The 16725-nt window shown below is 72.1% G+C and carries 17 protein-coding genes; 8 read left to right on the forward strand and 9 right to left on the reverse strand.

Annotated features, from left to right (window positions below; genetic code table 11):
- Window positions 1-181 precede the first annotated feature (181 nt).
- Window positions 182-1684 carry a hypothetical protein gene (locus ABZ192_RS38910; RefSeq protein WP_356929184.1) on the forward strand — a complete coding sequence of 501 codons (1503 nt, stop codon included), beginning with the start codon at window positions 182-184 and terminating at the stop codon, window positions 1682-1684.
- On the opposite strand, the gene ABZ192_RS38915 is transcribed toward ABZ192_RS38910, so the two are convergent.
- From ABZ192_RS38915 to ABZ192_RS38935, 5 genes are all read right to left on the reverse strand, one after another.
- On the reverse strand, window positions 1672-2358 hold the full coding sequence (locus tag ABZ192_RS38915) for a helix-turn-helix domain-containing protein (RefSeq protein ID WP_356929185.1): 687 nt from the start codon (window positions 2356-2358) through the stop codon (window positions 1672-1674). The two genes, ABZ192_RS38910 and ABZ192_RS38915, sit on opposite strands and share 13 nt — an antisense overlap.
- A gap of 157 nt (window positions 2359-2515) precedes the next feature.
- Window positions 2516-3205, reverse strand: coding sequence for an HAD-IA family hydrolase (locus ABZ192_RS38920; RefSeq protein WP_356929186.1), 690 nt, complete (start codon window positions 3203-3205; stop codon window positions 2516-2518).
- Between the two features lie 9 nt (window positions 3206-3214).
- Complete coding sequence (locus tag ABZ192_RS38925; protein WP_356929187.1) at window positions 3215-3910, reverse strand: phosphatase PAP2 family protein; 696 nt, start codon at window positions 3908-3910, stop codon at window positions 3215-3217.
- A 179-nt stretch (window positions 3911-4089) separates the two neighbouring features.
- The gene (locus ABZ192_RS38930; RefSeq protein ID WP_356929188.1) at window positions 4090-5025 is read right to left on the reverse strand and encodes a M56 family metallopeptidase; all 936 of its coding nucleotides are present in this window, start codon (window positions 5023-5025) and stop codon (window positions 4090-4092) included.
- Window positions 5026-5124: 99 nt separating this feature from the next.
- Window positions 5125-5679 carry a DUF5134 domain-containing protein gene (locus tag ABZ192_RS38935; RefSeq protein ID WP_356929189.1) on the reverse strand — a complete coding sequence of 185 codons (555 nt, stop codon included), beginning with the start codon at window positions 5677-5679 and terminating at the stop codon, window positions 5125-5127.
- Window positions 5680-5844: 165 nt separating this feature from the next.
- On the opposite strand from ABZ192_RS38935, the gene ABZ192_RS38940 reads away from it, so the two are divergent.
- Complete coding sequence (locus ABZ192_RS38940) at window positions 5845-7512, forward strand: FUSC family protein (RefSeq protein WP_356929190.1); 1668 nt, start codon at window positions 5845-5847, stop codon at window positions 7510-7512.
- Between the two features lie 224 nt (window positions 7513-7736).
- A complete protein-coding gene (locus tag ABZ192_RS38945) occupies window positions 7737-8402 on the forward strand; it encodes a MarR family transcriptional regulator (protein WP_356929191.1) in 666 nt (221 codons plus the stop codon).
- Window positions 8403-8426: 24 nt separating this feature from the next.
- On the opposite strand, the gene ABZ192_RS38950 is transcribed toward ABZ192_RS38945, so the two are convergent.
- A complete protein-coding gene (locus ABZ192_RS38950; protein ID WP_356929192.1) occupies window positions 8427-9479 on the reverse strand; it encodes an aldo/keto reductase in 1053 nt (350 codons plus the stop codon).
- An 89-nt stretch (window positions 9480-9568) separates the two neighbouring features.
- The gene (locus ABZ192_RS38955) at window positions 9569-10330 is read right to left on the reverse strand and encodes a VOC family protein (RefSeq protein ID WP_356929193.1); all 762 of its coding nucleotides are present in this window, start codon (window positions 10328-10330) and stop codon (window positions 9569-9571) included.
- Between the two features lie 178 nt (window positions 10331-10508).
- Here ABZ192_RS38955 and ABZ192_RS38960 point away from each other — a divergent pair, with 178 nt between their 5' ends.
- On the forward strand, window positions 10509-11423 hold the full coding sequence (locus tag ABZ192_RS38960) for an N-acetyltransferase (RefSeq protein ID WP_356929194.1): 915 nt from the start codon (window positions 10509-10511) through the stop codon (window positions 11421-11423).
- 2 nt (window positions 11424-11425) lie between these two features.
- Here ABZ192_RS38960 and ABZ192_RS38965 read toward each other — a convergent pair whose 3' ends face one another.
- Window positions 11426-11818 carry a VOC family protein gene (locus ABZ192_RS38965; protein ID WP_356929195.1) on the reverse strand — a complete coding sequence of 131 codons (393 nt, stop codon included), beginning with the start codon at window positions 11816-11818 and terminating at the stop codon, window positions 11426-11428.
- Between the two features lie 70 nt (window positions 11819-11888).
- On the opposite strand from ABZ192_RS38965, the gene ABZ192_RS38970 reads away from it, so the two are divergent.
- Window positions 11889-12428: a GNAT family N-acetyltransferase gene (locus ABZ192_RS38970; RefSeq protein WP_356929196.1), complete on the forward strand. Its 540-nt coding sequence runs from the start codon at window positions 11889-11891 to the stop codon at window positions 12426-12428.
- Window positions 12429-12444: 16 nt separating this feature from the next.
- Here the strand turns inward: ABZ192_RS38970 and ABZ192_RS38975 are convergent, their stop codons facing one another.
- Complete coding sequence (locus ABZ192_RS38975; protein ID WP_356929197.1) at window positions 12445-13128, reverse strand: glycerophosphodiester phosphodiesterase family protein; 684 nt, start codon at window positions 13126-13128, stop codon at window positions 12445-12447.
- 250 nt (window positions 13129-13378) lie between these two features.
- On the opposite strand from ABZ192_RS38975, the gene ABZ192_RS38980 reads away from it, so the two are divergent.
- Genes ABZ192_RS38980 through ABZ192_RS38990 form a run of 3 tightly spaced genes read left to right on the forward strand, consistent with a single transcriptional unit; the run spans window position 13379 to window position 16634 of the window.
- Complete coding sequence (locus ABZ192_RS38980) at window positions 13379-14776, forward strand: DUF6421 family protein (RefSeq protein ID WP_356929198.1); 1398 nt, start codon at window positions 13379-13381, stop codon at window positions 14774-14776.
- 41 nt (window positions 14777-14817) lie between these two features.
- Window positions 14818-15567, forward strand: coding sequence for an SDR family oxidoreductase (locus tag ABZ192_RS38985; RefSeq protein ID WP_356929201.1), 750 nt, complete (start codon window positions 14818-14820; stop codon window positions 15565-15567).
- Window positions 15564-16634 carry a low specificity L-threonine aldolase gene (locus ABZ192_RS38990; protein WP_356929202.1) on the forward strand — a complete coding sequence of 357 codons (1071 nt, stop codon included), beginning with the start codon at window positions 15564-15566 and terminating at the stop codon, window positions 16632-16634. The genes ABZ192_RS38985 and ABZ192_RS38990 overlap by 4 nt, the downstream gene beginning before the upstream one ends.
- The last annotated feature ends 91 nt before the right edge of the window (window positions 16635-16725 follow it).

Raw genomic sequence — 16725 nt, forward strand, 5'->3', positions numbered from 1 at the left:
TGTGGCAGGCGTGTTGGAAGACACCTTGTGAGTGTTACGACCGTCCTAGCACGCTTTCGCGGCTCACTGATCGAGAATCTTCATTGCGATTCCGTTGCCCCCTGTTGGTATGAGCATGGCGAAGACGATACTGCGTGGTGCGTGAACCGTTCCGCAGTGAACGGAACCAGGGAGGAAAACAGTGATCCTGTTGAACTACCGCAGAACGCGGCGCAGACGACTGGGAGTTGCCGCAGCAGCCGGCGGACTGCTGGCCGCGCTTCTCACGGCCGCGCCGGCCGGTGCGGTCCCCGATCCCGGGGACACTCCGGTCGCGCCGAAGGGGGTCTCCAAGAGCGCGCAGGCCGAGGCGCGCGAGGCCATCGAAAGCGGCGAGATACCCGGCCAGGACGAGATCGTCCACTCCGCCAACATCGAGCACGTCGCCAACATCCCCAAGGACGTGCTGCCCGGCACCAACTCGGACCTGGCCTTCCAGGGCAGGTACGCCTTCGCCGGCAACTACGACGGCTTCCGCATCTTCGACATCAGCAACCCCAGGGCACCGAAGACGGTCGCCCAGGTGCTGTGCCCGGGCTCGCAGAACGACATCTCCGTCTCCGGCAACCTGCTGTTCCTGTCCACCGACTCCTCGCGCAGCGACAGCAGTTGCAACAGCACGACGCAGCCGGCGACCGAGAAGTCCTCGTGGGAGGGCATGAAGGTCTTCGACATCAGCGACAAGCGGAACCCGAGGTACGTCGCCGCCGTCGAGACCGCCTGCGGCTCGCACACCCACACGCTGGTGCCGGAGCGGCGGAACGTCTACGTGTACGTCTCCTCGTACTCGCCGAACGCCACGTACCCGGACTGCCAGCCGCCGCACGACGGCATCTCCGTCATCAAGGTGCCGCGCAACGCTCCCGAGAAGGCGGCGGTCGTGGGCTTCCCGGTGCTGTTCCCCGGTGAGGGCCCGGACGGCGGCGGCAACCCGGGCGGACCCACCAACCCGGGCGTGTCCAAGACGACCGGCTGTCACGACATCACGGTGCTGCCGTCGAAGGACCTGGCCGCGGGCGCCTGCATGGGGGACGGCATCCTGTTCTCCGTCAAGGACCCGGAGCACCCCAAGGTCATCGACCGGGTGCAGGACAACGTCAACTTCGCGTTCTGGCACTCGGCGACCTTCAACCAGAAGGCGAACAAGGTCGTGTTCACCGACGAGCTGGGCGGCGGCAGCGGGGCCACCTGCAACGAGGCGACCGGCCCGAACCGCGGCGCCGACGGCATCTACGACATCGTCGGCAAGGGCGACCAGCGCAAGCTCGTCTTCCGCAGCTACTTCAAGATCCCCCGCCACCAGGCGGACACCGAGAACTGTGTCGCCCACAACGGCTCGCTGATCCCGGTGAAGGGCAAGGACCTGATGGTCCAGGCCTGGTACCAGGGCGGTGTCTCCGTCTGGGAGTTCACCGACTCGTCGAAGCCCAGGGAGATCGCTTACTTCGAGCGCGGGCCGCTGGGCACCGACCAGCTCACCTTCGGCGGCTCGTGGTCGGCGTACTACTACAACGGCTACATCTACTCGAACGAGATCACCAAGGGCTTCGACGTCCTGAAGATCAAGGACCGGCGTACGGACCCGGCACGGTGGGTCCACCTGCGTGAGCTCAACGTGCAGACCCAGCCGGACTACTTCGACTGACCCCCCGGGCCGCACTCCGGTGCGTCCCCGGTCGCGAAGAACCGCGACAGATCCCTGTCGCTCCTCCCGCCGGAGGCCTTGGCCTCCGGCGGGAGGCCCAGCTCCCAGTCGAGCCGGTAGCGCTTGAACAACTCCGCCCGCAGTACCGGGACCGGCATCGGCACCCCCGGCACCAGGGCGGCGTACACGGCGCCCATCAGCAGGGCCCGCAGCATCGGGTAGTCGCTGTCGACGTCCCGCGACCCGTGCCGGGCGACGGTGTCCCGCAGCAGCTCGGCCAGGCGCCGCTGCTCCGGACAGGGCACGAAGCCCTCGGCCTGCAACAGCCCGGCCATGTGCTGGCGCATCAGCACGGGCCGGTCCCTGGCCAGCCCCAGGATCGCGTCGATGGCCCGCGCCATCCGCTCCCGGCCGTCCTCGGTGCGCGGCTCGCGCTCCAGCGCCTCCTCCAGCGTGCGGTGCATCAGACGGTGCACGGCGGACTGCACGAGCTGGCGCTTGCCGGGGAAGTAGTACGAGACCAGACCACGGGCCGAGCCCGCCCGGTCGGCGATGTCGCCGAGCGTCGTGGCCTCGAAGCCACGCTCGCCGACCAGCTCGACCGCCGCCTGCAGAAGCCGCTCCTTCGAACGCCTCCGCAACTCTTCATTGACCGAGGCGCTGCGCGGGGACATGCTGTAACTCCTGCGTTGACTGGCTGCCAGCCAACTATACTCAGAGGCGTCCGGCCAGGACCCGAGCGGTCCGGGCCGGCGATGCCGTCTGCCTCGGGCGACACGGGGGATCGTCCGAGGCGGGCGAGCAGACGGCCAGGTGACCTGGTCGGTGGCCTCAGCCGACCAGGTCCAGGACCGGCCGCAGCCCGTCCGGCCGGTCGGTCACCGGCAGGTGGTCCACGAAGTGCACCCCGCATCCCAGGGCGGTGGCCCCGCCGTCCGCCCTGCGGTCGTCGCCGACCATGAGCGTCCGGCGCGGATCGGCGCCGAGCGCCTCGCAGGCGGTGACGAACAGCTGCGGATCGGGCTTCTGGATGCCGTGCTCGTACGACAGGACGTACGCGTCGACGTAGCGGTCCAGGCCGTGCTCGCGGAACACCGGGCGCAGATCCCAGCCGATGTTGCTGACCACCCCGACGGGGATGCCCCGCTCCCGCAGCGTGCCCAGCACCTCGACGGCGTCCGGGTACGGGGTCCATGCCGCCGGAGACATGTGGCGGTCGTACAGCGCGTCGTGCAACGCGGGGTCGGGCAGCGTGACCTGGCGGGACAGGCCGGTGTAGGCGGCCCGGTGCAGTGCGGCGCTGCGGTCCCGGATCAGCCACGTGTCGGCGAGTTCAGCCGGCACGCGTGCGGGATCGCCGCCGCCGGGCAGCGCCCCCACCGCCTCCAGCGCACGCGCGGCGGCGGCCAACTCCGGCTCGGTGAAGGGGACTCCGGCGTCGGCCACGACGCCGCGCAGCCAGGAGTCGGTGGACTCGACACGGAACAGCGTTCCGGAGAAGTCGAACAGCACAGCCGTCATGGGGCGATCCTACGAGGCGGCGATGTCCGGGCGGTCGCGCGGCTGCCGGTGCTCGTGCGTCCACACCGCGAGGGCCACCACCAGCGCGCCCAGCAGCCAGCCGCCCACCACGTCCGTCGGCCAGTGGACGCCCAGCCAGATCCGGGTCAGCCCCACGCCGACCACGGACACGACGGCCACGGTCACGGCCGTACGCCACACGGCACGGCCGACACCGTGCCGGCGCAGGAGCCACAGGAGGAGGCCGCACACCACCGTGGCGGTCATGGCGTGGCCCGACGGGAAGGCCGAGTAGTGGGCCGAGTCGACGGGGTCGGGCCAGACCGGGCGGGGGCGGTCCACCAGGGCCTTCAGGGCCTGCTGGAACAGCGTGCCCAGCGTGACGGCCAGCGCCAGCCACACCGCCGTCCAGCGCGCCGCGAAACGCACCACCAGCCACACGACCACGACCGCGCACAGCACCCGCATGGTCCACGGGTCCCACACCCAGTCCGTGAGGATGCGGCACACCTGCGTGATGCCGGATTCCTCGACCGCCCAGCGGTGGGTGGTGGCGGAGATGTCTCCGTCCGTGCTGATCAGCGGGCTCCATCTGGCCGCGACGAGGGTCAGCAGCACAGCGGAGCACAGGGCCAGGACGCCGGCCGACCGGGCGGCGGTGCGGCGCTGCGGGCGGGGCGGGGAGTCGACGGACCGGGTGTGCATGATGCGATCCTCGCCGAACCGGGGGCTCCGGATCCAGTACGGCGGCGATCTTCGACACGCGGACCGCACACTTCGGCCACCGGGAGGCCACCCTCACGTCTCCGAACACGGGCACGCCTCATGTCTCCGATCTCCGAAGACGGGCACGAAGCCACAGGCGCCCCGGAACACGCACCGGGCTATCCCAGCGCCCGTAGCCCCGGCACGAAGGCCACCAGCACCGGCACCACTGGCACCAGGGCGGCCGCCGCGGTCAGCCGCAGCCGGCGTGCCGGGGGCAGCCGGTCCGGTGGAGTGAGCAACCGGTGCACCCGCGCCGAGACATGGGCCTGCGGCGTCGGGCAGGGCCCGAACACGCCGCGGTGCTCGTTGAGTTCGACCAGGGCCAGGGCCGTGGTCAGGCGGCCGAAGCGGCGGGACGCCGTGTCGTCGGCGGCGAGTTCGACCAGGCGGTGCATCTCGTCGCGGAACGCGGCGAACACCGGTACCTGCGGAAAGCCGCCCGCCAGTGCCGAGGAGCAGTTCAGCAGCCAGTCGTGCCGGGCCCGCGCGTGCCCCTGCTCATGGGCGAGCACGGCGTCCAGCTGCCTGCCCTTCAGCCGCCGCAACGCGGCCGTGGTGACGACCAGTTGCGGCGGAGCGCCGGGCTGCCACCAGGCGTCGGGCTGCTCGCTCTCCAGGACGACGAGCCGGCCCGACACGGCCACCTCTCCCGGCAGCAGCGGCGCCCTGACCAGCAGATCGGCCCGTCGGCGGCGGCCCCGCGCGCGTGCCCCGCCGATCTCGCGGACCAGCATCGCCGCGCTCCACAGCCCGCCGCCGGCCAGCGCCACGGCGGTGGCCGCCGCCCAGGGGCCCGCCGTACCGAGGGCGTAGGCCTCGACGACCGGGCCCGGCGCCGTCGCGAAGACGGGCCCGCCGACCGCCTGCCAGGCGGCTGCCGCGCTGAGTGTCATCGACAGCGCACAGCACACGAGCACGGCCGCCACCACGCACTGCCACACCCACAGCGCCACGACCGGCTCACGATCGGGCCAGTCCGCCCGGGCGAGCAGCCGGGGGGCGACCACTGCGATCAGGGCGCCGAGCAGCAACAGTGCCGCGGGGAGCATCATGAGGCGCAGCCTATGAGCGATGCGCCGCCCAGGGATACGACTTGTGGCGCCGAAGTGACGCAGACAACGGATCCGTACGGCGGGCCGGGACGGTCCTGCTCACAGCGTCAGCAGCATCGCCACCATCGCGATCCCCATGGACAGCCTGCAGGCCCGCGCCAGCTCCGGCCGGTCCCCCCACCCGGCGGACCCGCCGCCCCCGGCCCCACCGCCCGCCATGGCGGGCACCGGCACCAGCCGGACGCCGGTCACCAGCACGTATCCGGCGAAGTAGAGCAGCAGCGCACCCGTCAGGAACGGGACCCCCGATCCTGCCTGCCCGTGCGCGGGAGCGCCCGCCATGACGACGGACATGTAGACCATGGCCCCGGCCCCCACCAGGTGGTGGAGGTGGTGCGCACCCGTCCGCGCCGCCCACAGCGCGGGGACCGCGGCCGCCCCGAACAGCACCGCGTAGGCGGGCCAGGCCCACGGCGGCGGAGTGAACACCGCCGCCGGCACGGCCATCGCGGCCATCCCGAAACCCATCAGCGCCTCACCGCCCGCGGCGCCGCGCTCCTCCCCGGCGCCACTGCGCATCCGCACCAGGCAGTAGGCGCCGGTCACCGCGCAGAGCGCCACCAGCAGCCAGCCGGACGTAGCCGTTCCGTGCACGCGTCCTCCCCGCTCGACGGTCGGTCAGCTCGGCAGTCGGTCCATCGATGCCCGGGCCGTGCGGCGCGCACGCGAGCGCAAGGAGGTATACGGGGAGCATTCGACGGAGCACGGCAGGTGAGGACATATCTTTTACAGGTAAAACACCTGCTAACCTTGTGTCTCATGAGTCCCCTGCGCAGTGCGACCTCCGCTTCCCCGCCCGCCCGGCGTCTCCCGCTGGCGGGCGTACTGCGCGTCGGCCGTCCCTCGGACATCTGGTTCAAGCCCGCGCTGAGCGTGGTCGCGGCGATCGCCCCGCCCAACCTCACCCTGCTGGCGCTCGGCCGGCTCGACCTGGCGCTGTACACGATGGCCGGATCCCTCTGCGCGCTGTACGCCCACAACCGGCCCTACGCCGCCCGCGCCGGGGCCCTGGTGTGGGTGGTGCTCGGCATGCTCGGCGGGCTCGCCGTCTCCCTGGTCGCGGCCTCACTCACCGGCAGCGCCGTCGTGCTGGTCACCGTCGGCGCACTGCTCGCCGCCGCGCAGAAGGCGCTGTGCGACGCGACCCGGGTCGGACCGCCCGGCCATGTCGTCCTCACGTTCGTCAGCTCCGCCTCGCTCTTCGGGCCCCAGACCCTCGCCCAGGTCCCCGGCCACCTGGCACTGGCCGCCGCGACGGGCGGCTGGGCCTGGCTGGTCTGCATGGCGCCCGCGCTGGTCCGCCCGCACGGCCCGGAGCGCCGCGCCACCGCCGCCGCGCTGAAGGCCGCCGCCACGTACGCCGACATGAGCGGCACCGGGGAGGGCCGGGCCCGGGCCCGTGCCGCGGGCTACACCGCCGTGCAGGCCGCCTGGCAGTCCCTGCTGTCCACCAGCGCCCGGTCCCGTACCCGGCGCGCGCTCGAACGGCTGGTCGTGCGCGCCGAGGTGGCCCTCGCCGCACCGACGGAGGCGGACGCCGGCCGGCTGCGGGCTTGGGCGGACGCACTGCGCGGCACCGGGCCCGTCCCGCAGGCCGGGCTGCCCCGGGCGGCCGCCGACGAACTGCTCGGTGTGGACGCGGCCCAGGGCTTCCGGGCGCGGCTCAGCCCGCTGACCCCGCTCGCGGTTCGCACCGCGCTCGGCTGCGCGCTCGCCGGCTACGCCTCCCTGGCCCTCGGCGTCGGCCGCCCCTACTGGGCTCTGGTCACCGCCGCCTCGCTCTACCAGGCGAACATCGCCCTAACCTGGAGCCGGGCCGTCCAGCGCGTGGTGGGCAACGTCGTCGGAGTGCTCGTCTTCGCGGCCGTCGTACCGCTCGCGCACCTGGGCGAGGCGGCTCTCGTGGTGTGCTGCCTCGCGTTCAGCTTCGGCGCGGAGCTGCTGATCAGCCGCAACTACTGGCTCGGCAGCGTCTGCGTGACCCCCATGGCCCTGCTCATCACCGAGTTCGCCGGGTACCAGAAGCCGGGCGAGCTGATGACCGAGCGGCTCGTGGACACGGTCGTCGGAGCCCTGGTCGGCTTCGCCGCCGCCGTGGCCGTCACCAACCGGAGGGCGGGCGACCGGGTCGAACGCGCCCTGACCGCCGCCGACCGGGCCCGCGAGTGCGCCGCTCGCCTCCTGGCCGAGCCGCATCCCGACCCCGCCGCCCTGGCGGCCGCGCGCCGCGCACTCGCCGTCGCCCTGGCCGATCTGCGCGCCACCGCCGACGCGGCGGCCGGCGAATGGTGGCAGCGCGCCCTGCCCCAGGAGCGGGTCGTGCTCGCCGAACAGTCCGGACACCGTACGCTCGCCGCGACGGCACGACGCCAGGGGCTGCTCCCGGACCGGGGCACGGACACGAAGACGGAGGACGCACGGCCATGACGGCGACGGAGGGACCATCGCCCAACGGAGGCGGCACGGGGGACGGCCCCCAGTCGGCGACGGGGGCCGCGGACCCGGGGCCGGGGCCGGAGGTTTCTGCCCTGGGCAGGGGAGCTTCTGCCGCTGAAGGCGGCCAGGGCGGCGATGCCTCTGCGGCTGGTGGGAATCCGGGCCGTGAGACAGCTGCGGCTCCGGCCGGTGAGACCCCGGCGGCCGGAGCGAGCATGGACGGTGAGCCCCCCGCGGCTGGAGCAGGCCTGGACGGTGAGCCCCCCGCGGCCGCGCGGGAATCGGTCGGTGAGCCCCCGGCAGCCGGACGGGAACGGGTCGGTGAGCCCCCGGCGGCCGGGTGGGAACCGGTCGCCGGGGGCCTGGGCGCGCCGCGGCGGGGCGATACCGTCGCCGCCGTCGTCCGGCAGTGGCAGGCCGTCCATCCCGGGCTCGACACCGGTCCGATGGAGATCATCGGGCGGATCAACCGTTGCGCCGCCCTCCTCCAGCAGGCCGAGGACGCGCCGCTGCGCAGGGCGGGTCTCACCCGTCCCGAGTTCGATCTGCTCGGCGCGCTGCGCCGCACCGGGCACGAGCTGACGCCCGGGGAACTGGCCCGGGAGACCTTCTCCTCCGGCGCCGCCGTCACCAAACGCCTCAAGCAGCTGACCGAACGCGGCCTGGTCGAGCGACGGGGCGACACCCGCGACCGCCGTGTCGCCCATCTCCGCCTCACCGACGCCGGACGCGAACTCGTCGACGGCATCCTGCCCGCCCAGCTCGCCTACGAGACCGCCGCCCTGTCCGGCCTGGACGCCCCCGAGCAGGGCGAACTGGCCGCCCTGCTCGGAGAGTTGCTCGCCCAGCTGGAAGGCCGCCTGGGCGCGCTGCGGAGCTGAGGCGACCGCGGCCCGCGCATTCCGTCAGAGCACCTCGTGCGCCGTGCGGCGGTGTGTGGAGCGACGGTCGTCGATGGCCGGCCAGCGATCGCCGTAGATGTTCCGGGTGATGGCCGGATCGCGGACGAAGTCGTGCGGGAAGCCGAGCGGCACCGCGCTCACCTCGTCGAGACGGGCGAGGGCGTCCGCGTCGAGGCGGACGTCGACGCTGCCCAGATTGTCGGCGAGCTGGCTCTCCTTGGTCGCCGCGATGATCGGCACCACGTTGCCCGGCCGGCCCAGCAGCCACGCGAGCGCCACCTGGGCCGGACTCCAGCCGCCCTGCTCGGCGACCTCCAGGACGGCGCTGATCACCGCCTCCTCACGCGAGTCGACGTCCCCGCCCGTGGTGTCCAGCCGCCCCGTCTCGCCCCTGCGGTACTTGCCGGTGAGCTTCCCGGCCGCGAGCGGCGCCCAGGCCAGCACCGCCAGGTCGAACGCCCGGGCCTGGGGCAGCAGTTCGCGCTCCGGCGTCCGCTCCAGCAGGCTGTAGCGCAGTTGCGAACCGGCGAACGCGGTCCAGCCCCGCAGCTCCGCCATCGTGTTGGCCTGCGCGATCTCCCAAGCCGGCCAGTCCGAGACACCGACGTACAGCACCTTGCCCGTGCGGACCAGGTCGTCCAGCGCCCGCATGACCTCCTCGACGGGCGTGAAGTTGTCCCGGGCGTGCACCCACAGCACGTCCAGCCGGTCGGTGCGCAGCCGCTGAAGGCTCGCCTCCACCGACTGGACCAGGTTCTTGCGGTGGTTGCCCGCGGCGTTGACGTCGCCGTCGCGGATCCCGCAGGTGTACTTGCTGGCCAGCACGAACGTGTCGCGCCGGCCCTGGAGCAGCTCACCCAGGATCCGCTCCGAGCTGCCGTCGGTGTAATTGTTGGCGGTGTCGATGAAGTTGCCGCCCGCCTCCGCGTAGGCGTCGACGATCCGGGCACTGGCCTCCTTGCCGGCGCCCCAGCCCCAGTCGTCGCCGATGGTCATGGCGCCGAGGCTCAGCTCGCTCACGCGCAGACCGGTCTTGCCGAACAGTGTGTAACGCACGGTCTTCCCTCCGGGCAGGTCGTCCGCACGACGCTATGAGCTGGAGCGCACTCCAACGCAAACCACGGCCCCGGCGTCACACGCCGTTCTCAGCCCTCGTCGCCCGCCCGGTACACACCGAACATCGCCCTCTGCGGGTCCCGCAGCACCGCGATGCGCCGGCCGCCCGGCAGGGAGGTGGGGACCATCAGGACATCGCCGAGCTTCTGGACGACGGCCGTCGTGGCGTCGACGTCCGCCACGGCGAAGTACGGCAGCCAGTGCGCCGGAACCTCCGGCGGGAACTTGTCGTCCATCGTCACCATGCCGCCGAAATCCGCCCCGTCGACGCCCCACTGGGTGTACCGCTCCGCGGCCTTGACGGTCCAGCCGAAGACCCGGCTGTAGAAGGCCACGGCCTGTTCGGGATCCCGGGTGTACAGCTCCGCCCAGCCCAGCGAACCGGGCGCGTTGAACAGCCCGGCGCCCGGGAAGGTGCCCGCCTGCCACAGCTGGAACGCGGCACCCGTCGGGTCGGCGGCCACCGCGAACCGGCCCGCGTCGAACACGTCCGTCGGGCCGAACAGCACCGCCCCGCCCGCCTCGGTCACCTCACGGACGGCGGCGTCCGCGTCGGTCACCGCGAACGCCACGTTCCAGGCGACCGGCTGCGACGGCTGGTACAGCGGGGCGAGCGCGGCGACGGCCGCGTCCCCGAGGTGTGCGACGGTGTAGCCGCCCGCCTCCTGACGCGGGTCCGCCTCGGGCCGCCAGCCGAACAGCCTCGTGTAGAACCGCTGGGCCGCCTCCAGATCGGTGGTCCCCAGCTCGGTCCAGCAGGGCCCGCCGGTCACCGGTGCGTCGAGCTTCATGGCGTTCCTTCCGCAGGGGTCCCCGGGCATGAGCCTCTCCAGCACGCTAAGCCGCAGCCCGCTCTGCCTGCCATCCGGGGAAACCCACTGGTGTGCCGCACCGGCCCCGGCATACCCTCGTCCCCGTACCGCACCGCGTGGCGGCCTCCCGCTCCTTCACCCTGCCCGGAGGTTTCCCATGCCCGCGCTCGAGGTGCGCCCCTTCCGCCGCGCCGACCGCGACCAGCTCACCGACCTGGTCAACATGCACGTGGCGGCCGTCGTCCCCGGAGTCTCGGTCTCGGTCAACACCGTCCTCAGCGACCTGGAGCGGCAGCCCGGCGAGTTCATCACCGACCCGTGGGTCGCCGAACGGACGACGCTCGTCGCCGAGCAGCGCGAGTACGTCGTCGCCGCGGCCCATCTGCTGCGCTACCGCGCCGACGCCGAGGTCGGAGAGACCTACCGGGACGCCGCCGAGATCAACTGGTTCGTGTGCCGTCCGGCGGCATCCTTCTGGCCGGACGCCGACCAAGCCGCGGACCTGCTGATGCGGGCGTGCGTGGCCCAGTTCGCCCGCTGGAACGCCCGCGCCCGGTACGCCGACGGCGCGCTGCCCGCCCCCCTCGTCTACGGCCTGCCCCGCAACTGGCCGCACATCCGGGCCGTCTACGAACGCGCGGGCTTCCGGCACGCCGGGGACACCGAGGTCATGCTGATCGCCCGGGTGGCCGACCTGCCGGAGCCCGAGCCCCGGCCGGGTGTCACGGTCGAGCGCACGCTGGGGGAGTGCGGCACCCGCTTCACGGCCCGTTCCGGCACCGGCGCCCTCGGGTTCGTCGAGATCGACACGGCCCTGGCCCGCCCGGAACGCCATGCTCGGGCCGCCGGTCTGGCCGATATCGGCAACCTGCACATCGACCCGGCGCAGCACGGCACCGGACTGGAGCACTGGCTGCTGGCCCAGGCCGCCGACTGGCTCCGGCTGTGCGGGGTGGACCGGCTCGTCGCCTACGAATCCGCCGCCGACAGCACCATGCTCGGGCACCTGACTCACGCGGGGTTTCGGGAACTGACCCGGACCGACCGGGGCTGGGAGCACCGCCCCGGGTGACCTCAGATGCCCGGCCGGTAGCGCATCGGATGGTCCGCCGGGACCTCCACCAGCACGATCGGCGTCCCGTCCGGATCGGCGATCCACATCTCGACCAGCCCCCAGGGCTCCTTCACCGGCGGCCGGACGATCTCCACGCCCTTCGCCCGTAGCTCGTCCTGCGCCGCCGCCGCGTCGGCGACCTGGAGCCACAGCCGCGTGGCCGGCAGGGGCGGGGTCTCGGACCGGCCCGAGACCTCCAGGAAGCCCCCGCCGAGGAAGTAGACGGTCCCGCGCTTCGGCCCCGTACCGAACTCCCGGTACACGGCGAGCCCGAGCTGCTCACCGTAGAAGGCACGGGAGCGCTCGGGGTCGGTGGGACGGAGCAGAATCCGGCTGCTGAGTACATGCACCATGCACCGGAGCCTAGTGGCGAAGTTACGCTCATCCCTGCCCGCGCGCCCCACGAAACGGAGACCCACGCCCATGGACACCGCCGCCACCGGACTGACCTTCCGCGATGCCACGGACGCCGACGTGGACGAACTGGTCGCGCTGATCGAGTCGGCGTACCGGGGCGACGCGAGCCGGGCCGGGTGGACCACCGAGGCGGACATCCTCCAGGGGCAGCGGACCGACCCGGAAGGGGTGCTGGCCGTCATCAAGTCGCCCGACGGCCGGCTGCTGACGGTGGAGCAGGAGGGGCGGATCGTCGCCTGCTGCCAGCTGGAGCACCGGGGAGACCACGCCTACTTCGGCATGTTCGCGGTCAGCCCGCGGCTCCAGGGCGCGGGCCTCGGCAAGGTGATCCTCGCGGAGGCGGAGCGGCTGGCCCGTGAGACGTGGGGCGCGACGGAGATGCACATGACCGTGATCTCCGTGCGGGACGACCTCATCGCCTGGTACGAGCGGCGCGGCTACCGCCGTACGGGACGGATGACCCCGTTCCCGTACGGCGACGAACGCTTCGGCGTCCCGCAGCGCGACGACCTGCAGTTCGAGCTGCTGGTCAAGGAGCTCGCCTGACCAATGGGGACCGGTTCTACGCCGTGAAGCGGCCCGTGCGCTTGATGTCCGGGTGGTCGGTGGTCGCGCCGTCCAGACCGAAGGCGCGGACGAGACGCAGATGGTCCTGCGTGTTCACCACCCAGCCGATGATCCTCAGGTCGGCCTTGCGGGCCCGCTCCACGATCTCCAGGGTGAGCCGCCGGATGTTGAGGCAGACGGTCTCGGCACCGGCCGCGACAGCGCGGTCCACGATGTCGGTGGTGTAGCGGCTGGCGATCAGCGCCGTGCGCACACCCGGCACCAGTGGCTTGATCTCGGCGATCGCCTCGTCGTGGAACGAGGACACCTCCACCCGGCCGGCCAGCCCGCGCCGGTTCATCACCTCGGCCAGCGCCCGCGCCGCCTGGGCGTCCTTGATCTCCGCCTGGAGCGGCGTCCGCACGGCGTCCAGGACCTCCTCGAAGACCGGCACCCGCTCGCCCCGGCCCGCGTCCAGGGCCCGCAGTTCGGCGAGGGTCTTCTCGGCGATCGGCCCGGTGCCGTCGGTCGTGCGGTCCACGTCCGTGTCGTGCATGACGACGAGCGCGCCGTCCTTGCTCAGATGCAGATCGAGTTCGATGGCGTCGAGACCGGCCTCTTGCGCGGCGACGAAGGACCGGAGGGTGTTCTCGGGTTCCACACCCATGACTCCGCGGTGACCGATGGTGAGGAAGTTCAAGACGCGACTCTCTTCCGTCGACAGGGCGGCACTGGGGGCCTGACGGCCCACCTGACCGTATCGCCTGCACCCGCCCTGTGGAGAGGGCGAGGGCATGGTCGGCGTGCGTACGGGCAGGAAGGTGACCGGCAGGAAAAAGTGCGGTGAAGGGCCGGGTGAGGCAGGATATTTTCCCGAGGCGGCCCTTGCTGGGAGGAACCTCGTATGTATACGGTCTGCGTACGCGAGATTCTCCCGTGGAAGGTGTGACATGACGGAAATTCTTGTGCAGGTGGGTTCGGAGGAGCGGGTTCCTCCCGTGGCCCGGGTGGTGGAGCACCCGGCATGGCCCGTGCTCAAGGATGCCGTGGAGCGGATCCGGCCATGGCAGTCCAAGGACGGGTCGATCGACTTCGACGCCGAGGGCGCGCCCGACCCGGCCGACGCCGAGCTCGCCGTCCGCCAGGTCACGGACGCGGTCCTGGAGCTCTCCCCGCTGCTCCCGCACGACCGCGCCTACCACGAGGCCCTGGCCAAGGACCTGACCCGGTGGGCCGACGGCGGCTTCCAGGTGCCCGACTTCCTCGACTCGCTGCTGGCCTTCCAGCCCGCCGCCAACCGCGCGGACGGCCTCCAGCACCTGGTCGTCTTCCCGATGTACACGCAGAACGGCAACCCCGACCGCAACCTCGAAGCGGTCGTGCTGCGCATGGTCTGGCCGGACTGGCTGGCCGAACTGGAGCGCACCCGCTACGACAACCCGCTGTTCTGCGGCATCAAGTTCGAGGACTTCACGGCGGGCTACGACACCAACTCCGCCGTGCTCTTCCCCGAGACCATCGCCGTGCGCGAGGCCCCCGAGCGGTTCAGCTGGGGCGGCATCTTCTGCGACCGCGAGGCCGCCCGCTTCCGCCGGGTCACCGACGCCGCCGTCGAGATCCTCGGCCTGGAGCTGCCCGAGGACGTCGCCGCGATGGTCCACGACCAGAAGCGCTGCGAGGAGGCGTTCGTCCTGTGGGACATGGTCCACGACCGCACCCACAGCCACGGCGACCTGCCCTTCGACCCGTTCATGATCAAGCAGCGCCAGCCGTTCTGGATGTACGGTCTGGAGGAGCTGCGCTGCGACCTCACCGCCTTCAGGGAGGCCGTGAAGCTCGCCCAGGACGGCGTGCCGCAGGCGCGTGACGTGCAGGTGGCGGTGCTCTTCGACCGTATGTTCCGCTTCCCGGTCACCGGCGAGCGCGTGCGCAACTACGACGGCCTCGGCGGCCAGCTCCTCTTCGCCTACCTGCACAAGCACGACGTCGTCCGCTGGCGGGACAACAAGCTCTCCATCGACTGGGAGCGCGCCCCGCAGGTCACCAACCAGCTGTGCGCCGAGATCGAGCAGCTGTACCGCGACGGCATCGACCGACCCAAGATCGTCCACTGGTTCGCCGGGTACGAGCTCGTCTCCACCTACCTCGCCCCGCACCCGGGGTCGAAGTGGGCCAAGGGCCCGGACGCCCTGGATCTGACGCAGCCGCCGCGCAAACTCGTCGATGACGTGCTTCCGGACGAGTTTCCGCTGAGCATGTTCTATGAGGCACTGTCCAAGAAGCTCAAGAACGTGATCGCCTCCACCAAGGGCATCACGGCGGACGGCGCCGAGCGGATCGCCGCGTGAGCGATCGGCGAAGCGAGAACACGGCTCAGGAGGCGAAGACCATGGCGGGGAACGGGGCGCTCAGCGGCGCGGTGATCGCGGTGGCCGGAGCGGGAGGACCCGCCGGGCGGGCCGCGCTGCTCAGGCTGGCCGAGGCGGGGGCCACCGTCATCGGCTCGGACAACGACCCGGAGCGGCTGGCGGAGGCGGTGGACGCGGCCAGCTACGCCACCGGCGGCGCCACCGTCACCGGTGACACGGTCGACCTGCTCGACCTGCGGGCCACCCGCGACTGGGCCGCCCGCATCGAGAAGGACTTCGGCCACGTCGACGGACTGGTCCACCTCGTCGGCGGCTGGCGCGGCAGCGAGACCTTCACCCGGACCAGCCTCGACGACTGGGACTTCCTGGAGATGCTGCTCGTGCGCACCGTGCAGCACACGTCCCTCGCCTTCCACGAGGCGCTCCAGCGCAGCGACCGAGGCCGGTACGTGCTGATCAGCGCGGCGGGCGCCAGCAAGCCCACCGCGGGCAACGCCGCGTACGCCGCGGGCAAGGCGGCGGCCGAGGCGTGGACGCTGGCCATGGCCGACTACTTCCGCAAGGCCGGCGGCCCCGAGGGCCCGACCTCGGCGGCTACGATCCTGGTGGTGAAGGCACTGGTGCACGACGCCATGCGTGCCGACCGCCCCAACGCGAAGTTCGCGGGCTTCACCGACGTCAAGGACCTGGCCGAGGCCATCACCGGGGTCTGGGAGAAGCCCGCCGCCGAAGTGAACGGAAACCGTCTGTGGCTCACCGAGAAGCCGTGAACCCGCCGAAGACCGACGCCCGTCGCCACCACGACCCCGAGGTCCGCGGTTTCGCCAGCGACAACTACGCCGGCGCCCACCCGGAGGTGCTCGCCGCCCTGGCCCTGGCCAACGGCGGGCACCAGGTCTCCTACGGCGAGGACGCGTACACCGAGAACCTGCAGCACCTGGTCCGCAGCCACTTCGGGCCCACGGCCGAGGCGTTCCCGGTCTTCAACGGCACCGGCGCCAACGTCGTCGCCCTCCAGGCGGTCACCGACCGCTGGGGTGCGGTGATCTGCGCCGAGAGCGCGCACATCAACGTCGACGAGTGCGGGGCGCCCGAGCGGGTCGGCGGCCTGAAGCTGCTCACCGTGCCCACGCCCGACGGCAAGCTCACCCCCGAGCTGATCGACCGGCAGGCGTACGGCTGGGACGACGAGCACCGGGCGATGCCCCAGGTCGTCTCCATCGCCCAGGCCACCGAGCTGGGCACGGTCTACACGCCGGACGAGATACGCGCCATCTGCGAGCACGCCCACGCGCACGGCATGAAGGTGCACCTGGACGGCTCCCGGCTGGCCAACGCCGCGGCCACCCTGGACGTCCCGATGCGCACGCTCACCAACGCCGCCGGCGTCGACCTCCTCTCCCTGGGCGGCACGAAGAACGGCGCCCTGTTCGGCGAGGCCGTCGTGGTCCTGAACCAGGACGCCGTCAGTCACATGAAGCACCTGCGCAAGCTGTCCATGCAGCTCGCCTCCAAGATGCGCTTCGTGTCGGTGCAGCTGGAGGCCCTGCTCGCCCGGGACCTGTGGCTGCGCAACGCCCGTCACTCCAACGAGATGGCCCAGCGCCTCGCCGAGGGCGTACGCGCCGTGCACGGCGTGGAGATCCTCCACCCGGTGCAGGCCAACGCGGTGTTCGCCCGCCTCCCGCACGACGTGACCGAGCGCCTCCAGAAGCGGTTCCGCTTCTACTTCTGGGACGAGGCCGCGGGCGACGTCCGCTGGATGTGCGCCTTCGACACGACCGAGGAGGACGTGGACGCGTTCGTCGCGGCACTGAAGGAGGAGATGGCCCGCTAGGCCGTGTCCGCAAAGTGGTTGGCGCGTTGGTCTGTGCGTGGTGCGTCGTCATGAGCTGACCGATGAGTCGTGGGCGGTGATCGAGCCGTTG

The organism is Streptomyces sp. NPDC006235, from assembly GCF_040613735.1.
GTDB lineage: Bacteria > Actinomycetota > Actinomycetes > Streptomycetales > Streptomycetaceae > Streptomyces.

Coding starts and splice junctions, on each gene's coding strand:
- ABZ192_RS38915 (WP_356929185.1), bottom strand. CDS start 2,358: ATGTCCCCGCGCAGCGCCTCGGTCAATGAAGAGTTGCGGAGGCGTTCG.
- ABZ192_RS38965 (WP_356929195.1), bottom strand. CDS start 11,818: ATGGTGCATGTACTCAGCAGCCGGATTCTGCTCCGTCCCACCGACCCC.
- ABZ192_RS38940 (WP_356929190.1), top strand. CDS start 5,845: ATGAGTCCCCTGCGCAGTGCGACCTCCGCTTCCCCGCCCGCCCGGCGT.
- ABZ192_RS38985 (WP_356929201.1), top strand. CDS start 14,818: ATGGCGGGGAACGGGGCGCTCAGCGGCGCGGTGATCGCGGTGGCCGGA.
- ABZ192_RS38955 (WP_356929193.1), bottom strand. CDS start 10,330: ATGAAGCTCGACGCACCGGTGACCGGCGGGCCCTGCTGGACCGAGCTG.
- ABZ192_RS38920 (WP_356929186.1), bottom strand. CDS start 3,205: ATGACGGCTGTGCTGTTCGACTTCTCCGGAACGCTGTTCCGTGTCGAG.
- ABZ192_RS38980 (WP_356929198.1), top strand. CDS start 13,379: ATGACGGAAATTCTTGTGCAGGTGGGTTCGGAGGAGCGGGTTCCTCCC.
- ABZ192_RS38945 (WP_356929191.1), top strand. CDS start 7,737: ATGGACGGTGAGCCCCCCGCGGCTGGAGCAGGCCTGGACGGTGAGCCC.
- ABZ192_RS38960 (WP_356929194.1), top strand. CDS start 10,509: ATGCCCGCGCTCGAGGTGCGCCCCTTCCGCCGCGCCGACCGCGACCAG.
- ABZ192_RS38930 (WP_356929188.1), bottom strand. CDS start 5,025: ATGATGCTCCCCGCGGCACTGTTGCTGCTCGGCGCCCTGATCGCAGTG.
- ABZ192_RS38970 (WP_356929196.1), top strand. CDS start 11,889: ATGGACACCGCCGCCACCGGACTGACCTTCCGCGATGCCACGGACGCC.
- ABZ192_RS38925 (WP_356929187.1), bottom strand. CDS start 3,910: ATGCACACCCGGTCCGTCGACTCCCCGCCCCGCCCGCAGCGCCGCACC.